Annotated in this window: 8 protein-coding genes; 1 reads left to right on the top strand and 7 read right to left on the bottom strand. The window is 63.7% G+C overall.

What is annotated here, in order from left to right:
* On the bottom strand, positions 1–880 hold an 880-nt coding region (locus WA904_RS06080; RefSeq protein ID WP_425196233.1), incomplete at its 3' end, for a tripartite tricarboxylate transporter substrate-binding protein.
* 19 nt (positions 881–899) lie between these two features.
* Positions 900–2330 carry an amidase gene (locus WA904_RS06075; RefSeq protein ID WP_425196232.1) on the bottom strand — a complete coding sequence of 477 codons (1431 nt, stop codon included), beginning with the start codon at positions 2328–2330 and terminating at the stop codon, positions 900–902.
* A 105-nt stretch (positions 2331–2435) separates the two neighbouring features.
* Between WA904_RS06075 and WA904_RS06070 the strand changes: the two genes are divergently transcribed.
* The gene (locus WA904_RS06070) at positions 2436–3356 is read left to right on the top strand and encodes a LysR family transcriptional regulator (protein ID WP_425196231.1); all 921 of its coding nucleotides are present in this window, start codon (positions 2436–2438) and stop codon (positions 3354–3356) included.
* Positions 3357–3405: 49 nt separating this feature from the next.
* Here WA904_RS06070 and WA904_RS06065 read toward each other — a convergent pair whose 3' ends face one another.
* The 5 genes from WA904_RS06065 to WA904_RS06045 all read right to left on the bottom strand — a co-directional run.
* Entirely contained in the window at positions 3406–3975 is a 570-nt protein-coding gene (locus WA904_RS06065) for a hypothetical protein (protein WP_425196230.1), read from the bottom strand.
* 15 nt (positions 3976–3990) lie between these two features.
* Positions 3991–4788, bottom strand: a complete 798-nt coding sequence (locus tag WA904_RS06060; RefSeq protein ID WP_425196229.1) for a DUF899 domain-containing protein — start codon at positions 4786–4788, stop codon at positions 3991–3993.
* A gap of 46 nt (positions 4789–4834) precedes the next feature.
* Positions 4835–5446 carry a glutathione transferase GstA gene (gstA, locus tag WA904_RS06055; RefSeq protein ID WP_425196228.1) on the bottom strand — a complete coding sequence of 204 codons (612 nt, stop codon included), beginning with the start codon at positions 5444–5446 and terminating at the stop codon, positions 4835–4837.
* A gap of 155 nt (positions 5447–5601) precedes the next feature.
* A complete protein-coding gene (locus tag WA904_RS06050; RefSeq protein WP_425196227.1) occupies positions 5602–6270 on the bottom strand; it encodes a hypothetical protein in 669 nt (222 codons plus the stop codon).
* A gap of 44 nt (positions 6271–6314) precedes the next feature.
* Positions 6315–7426: helix-turn-helix domain-containing protein (locus WA904_RS06045; protein WP_425196226.1), on the bottom strand; the 1112-nt coding region annotated here is incomplete at its 5' end.

Genomic DNA, 7426 nt, shown 5'->3' with positions numbered 1-7426 from the left:
GTGCATACACCCGGCGCTCTTTCACGGCATCGACCAGTGCGCGTTCGAGCCGCTTGATGACGGCTGGCGGAGTTCCCGCGGGCACATAGGCGCTGTAAGAAAAATTAGCATAGTCGAAACCATTGATGCCAGCTTCCTTCACTGTGGGGACATCGGGCAGCAGTCTGTTGCGTCGTGTTCCAGAAACCGCGAGGATGCGCACCTTGCCACCTCGATGAAGTTCCAGTTGGCTGGCCAGCGCATCTGTTCCGATGGGGATTTGCCCGCTGATGATGTCCGTTGCAAGAGGCGAACCACCCTTGTACGGAATGGGATCCAGGGGAATACCGAGTTCCTTGGACATGGCCAGGACAGAGAAGTGCAGGCCACCCCCCAGGGACGTGAGTCCAACCCATCCATCTTTCGGGTGGCGCCGGAGCCATTCGACATACTGGGGCAGTGTTTTGTAGGGCTGCGCGGTACTTGTGGAAATGACGCTGGGGAATTCCACCAGATGCGCCACCGGAGCGAAGTCCCGCTCTACGTCATAGTTCACCTTTTTGTACGTCATCGGAAAGATGACGAACGGCGCCGAGGATGCAAGAAGCACCGTATTGCCATCCGGACGCGCTCGCTTGACGTAGTCGATGGCCAGACGGGTCGATGCGCCTGGCCGATTGTCGACCAACACAGTTTGTCCGGTGGACTTCCGTAGCTGTTCGGCCATGGCTCTGGCCAAAGTGTCGAGAGCGCCTCCCGGCGCGAAACCGACAACCAGCTTCAAGGGTTCGGTGGAAGCTCCACCCGGCGAGCTTGACTGGGCGTGAGCGCCAGTCAGAGCGCCGCTGAAAATCGTGAAGGCAAAGGCCCACTTGGAAAATCCATGGTTCAGTCTGTTCATGATCTACCCCCAGGTTAAGTCAAGTCACATTGGGTCGGCGCAACAATAATTCCTGCGATGCCTCGAGCAGCGATGCAGCGTGAAGCAGATCCGCCTCGCCCCTGAAGCGCCCAACCAGTTGCACGCCGATGGGAAGTCCGTCCGCATCGAAGCCGCAGGGAAGCGTGATGGCGGGATGTCCGGTGAGGTTGAACGGCATCGTCCAGGGAAACCAGTTCGCGCGGACCTCCGGATAGCTCCGGTCGTCAATGTCCAGCGTGCCGAAGAGATCCTGGTCGATGGCCACGGCCGTGCGTGACAGCGTGGGCGTGGCGAGAAAGTCGTTCTCCTGTAGCAGCCCCTGGACATGCCTGAACAGGCGGGTTCGGTCGAACATCGCCCGCTGATACTCGACCCCGGTGACGTGCCTGGCCAGCTCAAGCTGTTGGAGGAGGGAAGGGCTGAGGTCGTTCGGGCGTTCGCGTGCCCACTCGCCAAACCGCGTCACCCATACCGTGTGGTTGATGGTGCGCCAGAGGGGCTCGATGTCGAAGTCGGTGGTGACGGGCATTTCGCACAGTTGCGCGCCCATTGATTTCAGGTGGGCGAGCGCATTCTCAAAAGCACGTGCGACCTCGCTTGAAACTGGCCGGCCCGAGGGGGCCATGCAGAACATGATGCGTTTGCCATGCAGGTCACCGCCTGCCGCAGCCGCCTTGCAATAGTCCGGTACAGGCAGGCCAATGGACCAGGGGTCGACGGATGAGGGCCCGGCCATGGCCTGGAGCATCAAGGCGGTGTCTGCCACAGTGCGCGTCATCGGCGTGACATACGTGAGATTCCCGAAGACATCTTCGGTCTGAGAGTGAGGAACGACGCCAATGCTTTGCTTGAGGCCTACGACACCGTTGCACGCCGCAGGAATCCGGGTTGACCCGCCTCCGTCGGTGGCGATGCCCATCGGTGCAATCCCTGCTGCGACTGCCACCGCCGCGCCGCCGCTGGAACCTCCGCTGGAGCGATCAGCGTGCCAGGCATTGCGGGTGCGGCCGAAGAGGGGGGCGTCAGTCAGGCACTTGGCGCCGAACTCGGAGGTTGTGGTTTTTCCGATCAGAATGGCGCCTTGCCGACGCAAGCGAGCCACGGCTTCAGCGTCTTCCGCCGGAACATTGTCCTGGAAGATGAGCGAGCCGAACGTCGTGCGAACGCCACGGGTGTTGACCAGATCCTTGCACGTATAGGGTATTCCGTGGAGAAGACCGAGCGGCTCGTTGCGCATGAGCGCCTGCTCGGCGGCGCGCGCTTCCTGCATCGCCTCGTCAGCGCAGATGGTGATGAAGCAGTTGAGCACCGGTTGAAGCCGATGGGCGCGATCGAGGACCGCTTGCGTCACTTCAACGGGCGACACCTCTCGCTGCGCGATTTTCCGGCGCAGAACGGTTGCAGGCATCTGGCAAAGGTCGTCACCCATCTGTGGCTCTGTTCCTGAGATATTTCAGGGTGCCAGCTTTACACTTCGCGATGCATTCGTCTAATACCGATTTACGACAATCCCATACGTGTTTAATATGGCTTGATGGACCTGAAGCACCTGCGTTATTTCGTTGCCGTTGCGGACGCCCGTAGCGTGGGGAAGGCGGCGATGCAGCTTCACATGGCACAGCCACCGCTGTCGGTGCACATCCGGAACCTCGAGGCGCAGCTTGGAACTGCTCTCTTTCGTCGAGGGTCCAGGGGGATGGAGCTCACCGATGCGGGCGGTGCCCTCTATTCACGCGCGAAGGAAGCGCTTGCGCTCGCGCAGGACGGCTTCGAAGCCGCGCGTGCGGTGGCTGCGGGACGCCGCGGTCGCTTGACCGTGGGCTATATGTTCGCGCTGGGCTATGCGGTGCTCCCCAGGTTGGTGCCGGAGCTGAGGCGCACCTTGCCCGGGGTTGACATCCAGTTTGTCGAGATGAGCGCCAGCACGTACGAAGTGCTGATCAACGAATTCAAAGTGACGGCAGGTCTCTGTATGCCGCCGCTGCAGCGCAGCGGGATTGCGACTGTCACGGTCGGAAAGCAGCCCTTGCTCCTGGCTATGCCTGCGCGGTCACCGCTGGCTCGCCACAAAGTGGTTCCCATGGCCAAATTGCAGGGAATGACACTTGTTGGGTTGCCCGGCACGAAGGTGGAGAACGGGGCGGACACCTCTTTCATAGGATCGCTTCTCAGGCGGAACAACATCACGATGCATATCATCCAGAGGGTGGAGACCGTTCACTCGGCCCTTGCTCTTGTGTTGGCCGGAGAGGGTTTTTCCATCGTCCCGGCATGCGCCGCGATCGGCAGTCCCCCTGGCATTTCATTTCGTCCCCTGGAAGACGATGGCGGGGGAATGGAAGTGGCCGTGTGCTGGCGTCGAGACCTGGACAATCCGCTCATCAAGCCATTCATCACCGCCGTCCAGGCGGCGATGGCTTGGCCAGACACCCTGACCAGATCAGTCAGGAAATGACTTCTGACTGCCCGCAGTTCTTGCGCAGCAATCAAATCTCCGCCGGACTTTAATCATTGCAATCAGGCCGAAGAAAACGGGCGCCGACGTCGAAGCCCCGGCAAACCCCGGTGGCGAGAATGCCGGTGACGGCGAGCATCGCTGCCATGTGAATACCTGCCGCTGTGAGCGCCAGGGCCAGCGGCCCCGATCCTGTGATCACCGGCACTGAGGCGTCCCCCGCGCAAAGGGGAACCAGTGCGGGTACCAGCATCAGGCCAGCGCCGTGCGCGGTGGACATCATGAAGGACCAGAGCGCCAGCCCGGCGTGTCCCGCTGGCGCGCGCGCCACCTTGGGCATGCGGCCCGACAGGTGAATGATCACGGCGACGGCAAACAGTCCGCCTGCCAGGGCCTGAAGTGCCGCGCGGTCCATGGAGAGGCCCCACACCACTGCCGCGCTGACCAGTGCCACAGAGGCAAGGTGCCCCACAGCGATGGGTAGCAAGGCGCGCAGCGCCTGAATACGATCGCGCGAGCGCACACCGCAGGCGGCGGCCAGTGGCCAGCCGCCGGCGGGGTTCAACCCGTGCAAGGCGCCAAGCCCCGCAACCACCAGCCAGGGCCAGAGGTTTGCCATGCCGTGTGCTCCTGCTCAGGCCGACTGGCCAGCGGCGCTGCAGCACGAAACGGCTTCAGGTGCTGGCGTAAATGCGGACGCGGTTTCGTAGCGGTCGTGGTGGCGCACCCAGTCCATTTTGTAAAACCCGTCATGCTCATCCCGGCCCTTGGGAGCGAGGTCCAGCATGTTGTAGGTGCCCATCATCACTTCCACACCGCGCCCGTAGGTCGAGTAAGTGTGGAAGACTTCGCCCGCATCATTCTTGTAGAACAGGCTGATGCCGGGTGCTTCCTCGGCCGGGAATTCCACCATGCCGTAGTTGTAGTTGACGGTGCCGTTGACCCTTTCTTCCGGCTTGAAGCTCACGTGGAAGTCGTAGTTGAAGTCGCTGCTGTTGGAAGAGACCCATTTGAAATTCCAGCCCATGCGGCGGCGGAAACGCTCGATCTCGGGCAGCGTCGCGCGCGAAACGGCCACAAAGCTCACATCGCGGTGCTCCAGATGGATCTTCATGCCGGCGGTGTGGTCGGCCATGTAGGAGCAGCTCGGGCAACCCTGCTCCCAGCCCGGGCCGAACATGAAGTGCTGCACCATCAGCTGGCGCCGGCCGTCGAAGAGATCGGCGAGCGAGCGTTTGCCTTCGGGCGTGTCAAAGACATAGTCTTTCTCGATGCGAACCCAGGGAAGCGCGCGGCGCTCGCCGGCGATCCGGTCACGCAGGCGCGTCAGTTCTTTTTCCTGTGCCAGCAGCGTTTTGCGCTCGGCAAGCCATTTGTCTCTGGACACGACGGGGTGTTTCACAGTGGATGTTTCTGTCATGGTGCTGTTCATGGTGTTCTCCTGGTTGAGTGGGTGGGGGAAGAAGATCTGCTTGCGCTCAGGCGCCAGCCAGTTGTTCACGGTGCATCGCCGCCTGTACGGCAGGCCGGGCAGCGATGCGTTCCTGGAACGCCAGCAGCTTGGGGAAGGCCGACAGGTCCACCTTGACGATATCTGCCCAGCGCGTGACCACAAACAGATAGGCGTCGGTCACCGTGAAACGGTCTCCCAGCAGGAATGGGGTGCGACCAAGCGCGGCGTCTATCAGCCGGTAGTGTTTGTGCAGATGGGCCGTGCGTGCGATGCGAACCTCGTCGCTACAGGTTGGGTTGAACAAAGGCAGGTAACCCTGGTGCAACTCTGAATTGATGTACCCCAGCATCTCCTGCAGGCGATAACGCGCCATGCCGCTGCTGGCGGCTGCCAGCTGCGCGTCAGGCTTGAGGTCTGCGAGGTATTGCACGACGGCAGGGCCTTCCGTCAGCAGGGTGCCATTGTCCAGCTGGAGGACGGGCACCAGGCCCTTGGGGTTGATGGCGAGAAAGTCTTCGTTGTGCTCGGTGCGTTTGGCGACCAGGTCCACCTTCACGAGTTCGATGGGCAGGCCGAGCTCATTGGCCACAATGTGCGGTGACAGCGAACAGGCGGATGGGCTGTAGTAAAGCTTCACGGTTATTCTCCTTGGCTCGGTGAGCCGTTTGCATGGTTTGCGTTGCGTGGATCAATGCGCTGCCCGACCCGTGCTGGTACCGGGTGCGCTCGTTATCGGTTCAATGACCGAATGGGGTTGTCAGCGCAGGGGCGCTATGCCCTGCGCGCTGCGTTCTATGCGGCCCTGGGCCGCCGCACGGCGCGAACCTTGCCGCTCTTTCCGCCGCCGCAGTAAAAAAGATCCGCGCCGTCGGACTCGAGGCCGCTGACGCCGACGCCGTGCGGCATTTCCAGCCGCTCGATCACGGCGCCGCTTTTCGGGTCGATCCGGCGGATCTCGCTGTCGTCGCCCTCCCAGGTGCCGTGCCACAGCTCGCCGTCCACCCAGGTCACGCCGGTGACGAAGCGGTTGGATTCAATCGTGCGCTGGATGGCGCCTGTCTTCGGGTCGACCTGGTGGATTCTGCGGTCGCGGTACTGGCCCACCCACAGGCTGCCTTCCGCCCAGGTCAGGCCTGAGTCGCTTCCGCTGCCGGGCGCCGGGATGGACGCCACCACCTTGCCGGTAGCCGGGTCGATCTTGTCGATGCGCGTCTCGGCGATCTGGTAGAGGTGCTTGCCGTCGAATGCGGTGCCGGCGTCGCCCGCACAGGCCAGCGTGCGCGTCTGTTCGCCACTGGCGGGGTCGAAGGCAATCAGCGTTGCGCCGGTGGCGGCCCAGACACGCTGGCCGTCGTGGGTGACGCCGGCGACGTCATTGACGCCGGGGAAGCTGTATTCGCGAACGATCTCGGCGGGGCAGGCCTTGACCTGGGGGTTTTCCTTGAGGGGCTTGTTCGTCATTGCTGCTCCTTGTCGCGCTGTGAATCAGCGCCATGGAGAGAACTCTATCCAATCGGCAGCGAAGCGGGGAGTAACAAGATCGTCGTGAATCCCGCCAGCGGCGGCGCCAGCCAGCGCTGTGCCCGCGCCCGTCCGATGGAGCGCACCCGCCCGTCGGCTTCGAGATCGGCAAGTGCCCGCTGCACGGTGCGCTGGCTCGCTTCCAGGGCCAGCGCCAGGGCGGAGGTGGACCAAGCCGCGCCGTCGGAGAGCAGCGCCACCAGCGAGGCCTGGTCACCGTCAATGGGCGGAGCCAGCACGGCGACGTCGCGCCCGACTAGCGGCCTCAAGATAAAGCCCCGCTCGGTCGCGTCGATGGTGGCGAGCGTTTTGACCAGCGCGCGCAGGCGGCCGATCTCCACTCTCAGGCGCGCCCTGTGCGTCTCATCAGGGCGCCTGGTGCGGAACGCGGATTCGATCAAGGCTTCGCGGCTCACGTCGCCGGGCCATGCTTCGGCGAGCAAGCGTGCCAGTGCGAACAGCACGGGTCGGCGCGCCAGCGGTCGCCACTGGTCGCCGGCACCCAGCCCCCGGCGGCAGGCATCGACCACCAGTGCGTCCGAAGCCAGGAGCGCTGAAACCTCGTCCAGGCGTAACGCCTGTTCGCCATTGGCAGTGAGGCGCCGCGCAGCGGGACGGTCAAGTGCAGCACGCGCTTCTGCTACCTCGGCCATGAGCGCAGGAACCTGTGCGCGTTCGGCCGCCGCGTGCGCACGCGCCAGCGCCATCCGCGCCTCACCGACGCGCAGCGAGCGCAATGCCAGTTCGGCTGCGGTCAGCTCAGCCACGGCCCTCAGCGACGGCGGCAGACCACGCGCATCAAGCTGTGCCAGCGCCGCCGCTGCCTCGCTCAAGCGGCCCAGCAACAACAGCCGGCGCGCCGTGATGAGCCATGCCTGCAGCGCGTTGGCACTGTCGGCATGGGCCTCAAGCGTGGCCGCAGCTGCTGCCAGCGCGCGTGGTGAGCCGCTAAGGTCACGCATGGCCAGCGCTACCTCGGCTTCTGCCACCACGCAGCGGGCTCGCGCGAGTTCTTCATGGGCACCAAAGCCGCGGGCAGCGCGCTTGAGGAGCTCGCGGGCGCGAGGGTGCTCACCGAGCTGGGCCATGGCGATCC

The organism is Polaromonas sp. (assembly GCF_049790275.1).
In the GTDB taxonomy this organism is placed as follows: domain Bacteria; phylum Pseudomonadota; class Gammaproteobacteria; order Burkholderiales; family Burkholderiaceae_C; genus Polaromonas.
Note: the sequence above shows the minus strand (reverse complement) of the source record. Positions and strands in the feature narration are given on the sequence as shown.